Annotated in this window: 2 protein-coding genes; both read right to left on the bottom strand. The window is 65.9% G+C overall.

The features are described from left to right. A partial coding sequence (locus PMI42_RS12345) for a gluconolactonase (RefSeq protein WP_008134288.1) occupies window positions 1–1080 on the bottom strand: 1080 nt, incomplete at its 3' end. Continuing rightward, a partial coding sequence (locus tag PMI42_RS12340) for an SMP-30/gluconolactonase/LRE family protein (protein WP_008134285.1) occupies window positions 1077–1925 on the bottom strand: 849 nt, incomplete at its 5' end. The genes PMI42_RS12345 and PMI42_RS12340, both read right to left, overlap by 4 nt.

The following is a 1925-nucleotide window of genomic DNA, read 5'->3' as shown; positions in this document are numbered from 1 at the left end:
GGCAAGCCCGGCCAGCGGCAGCCGCAGCACGCGGCCCGGTCCCTTGGCGATCACGACGAGATCGCCGCCCATTTCGATCGCCGCGACGACGCCGTGATTGATCCCGTCGACCCGGCTATGCAGCGAATAAAGCGGCTGGCCGTCAGCGTTAAGGCGGATGACGAGGCCGTAGGAACGCGGCGGCGCCCAAGGCTTGATGACGCCCATGGTCTTGATGTGCGCGCCCTGCATCGGCTCCTTGAACGAGAGGCCCGAGCGCAGGCGCGGGGCCACCCAATATGCCGGGTCGATCTCCGCCATCATGCGGCGGCGATAGGCCGGCTCGCGCAGCACGAATTCGATCAGCTGCGTACGCGCCGTGAAGGCGGTGAGCCAGTAGCCTCCGCTGGATGCCATCGACAGCCGCGAGGGGTAGACGGGCAGGTGAGCGAGCACGGTGCGCGGCGATGTGCCCGGCGCCACCAGCACGAGGCGGTGGCGCCAGCTCTCGCTGACCAGCACGCCATTGCCATGCGCGCAGGCGCCGAAGGCATGGCCGAGCCCCTGGGCCAGCGCTGTCACGGTCTTGCTGACGGGATCCAGCCTGAACACGCGGCCGCTCCGGTTGAGCTCCATCAGGTCGCGCGCCCAGTCGTGGACGCCGCATGTCGCCGAGCCATCCGTCGCGATCAAAGTGTTGTCGTTCGCGAGCGTCAGCGCGTTGACCGCGTTGAACGCGGCATCCGCAAACGTCACGCTGGGCTGCTCGGCTGAAGCGCTCGCGTAGAGGTGCACTTCGCGTCCTCCGAGCGCAATCGCAAGACCGCCGCCGGGAAGGGCGCACAGCGCCGAGATCGGCCGCTCGAAGCAGCGGACCTCCGACGCCGTGCTGCCATCCAGACGCATCAGGCGAAGGCCGTCCGCGATGAAGAGGTTGCTGCCGTCGGTGGCGAGGTCTTCCGGCGCCTCGCATGTCAGCAGGGTCTCGGCCGTCTCCAGCTTCTGGTTGGGTTTCAGAGCACCGTCGAACGACGGCACGGTGATGGTGGCGTCGCCGCGCCCGAGAAAGCGGTTGGCGAACTCCCTGACGGCTGCGATCACGACTGCTTCCCCCACCGTTTGTCATACTGGACGAAGTTCGGATCGGCGTTGTCGAGCTTGTAGCGGCCGATCCGGTTGTTGAGGATGCCGCCGAGATAGAGATAGCCGCGATGCTCGCGCATCGAGGTGATCATCGGATGGTTTTCGCCGCGCAGGTCCCAGAACGATTCGACGATTTTGCCCTGCTCGTTGAACTTGACCACGCAGCCCGTGTTGATGTTGGGGAACAGCCATTCGTCCACGGGCACGCGCTTGCCCATGCGCTTTCGGAAGCCGGGCATCTTCCAGGCGAGGTCGAGCGAGGGGCTGCGCATGCCGACCAGCGCCAGCCAGTAATTGCCGTCGGAGGCGAGGTTGATGTTGTCGGGGTAGCCCGGCAGATTGTCCATGACGACCTCGACCTTGCCCTTCTTCGGGCCAGCGAAGTAGTAGCGCTTGATCGAGCAGCCGAAGGTCTCGGCGAACAGGATCGACTGGCCATCGCTGGCGACGCAGATGCCGTTGGGGAATTTGAGGCCGCGCAGCTCGGTGCGCGTCACGCCGGTCCTGGTGTCGTAGGAGATGATGCGACCGTTGCCGCGCGCCTCGAGGCCGTCGATCGGCCATTCGTCCATCTCGTAACGCACCGTGGCTTCCGAGAAGAAGATCAAGCCGTCATCAGTAATGTCGAGGTCGTCGGCGAGCCGCAGCCGGCTGTCGTCGTTCACCGAGCGCATGCTGCGATTGGTCTCGTCGGTCGCTTTCTCCACCGTGCCGTCGGGCTTGATCCGGTAGAGCCCCATGCCGCCGATGCAAACGTAGAGATTGTCCTCGCGGTCGAAGGCCATGCCGAGCGGCTGGGCGCC

The organism is Bradyrhizobium sp. YR681, from assembly GCF_000282615.1.
GTDB lineage: Bacteria > Pseudomonadota > Alphaproteobacteria > Rhizobiales > Xanthobacteraceae > Bradyrhizobium.
The sequence above is the reverse complement of the archived record's forward strand: the minus strand, read 5'-3'. Positions and strand labels throughout refer to the sequence as shown.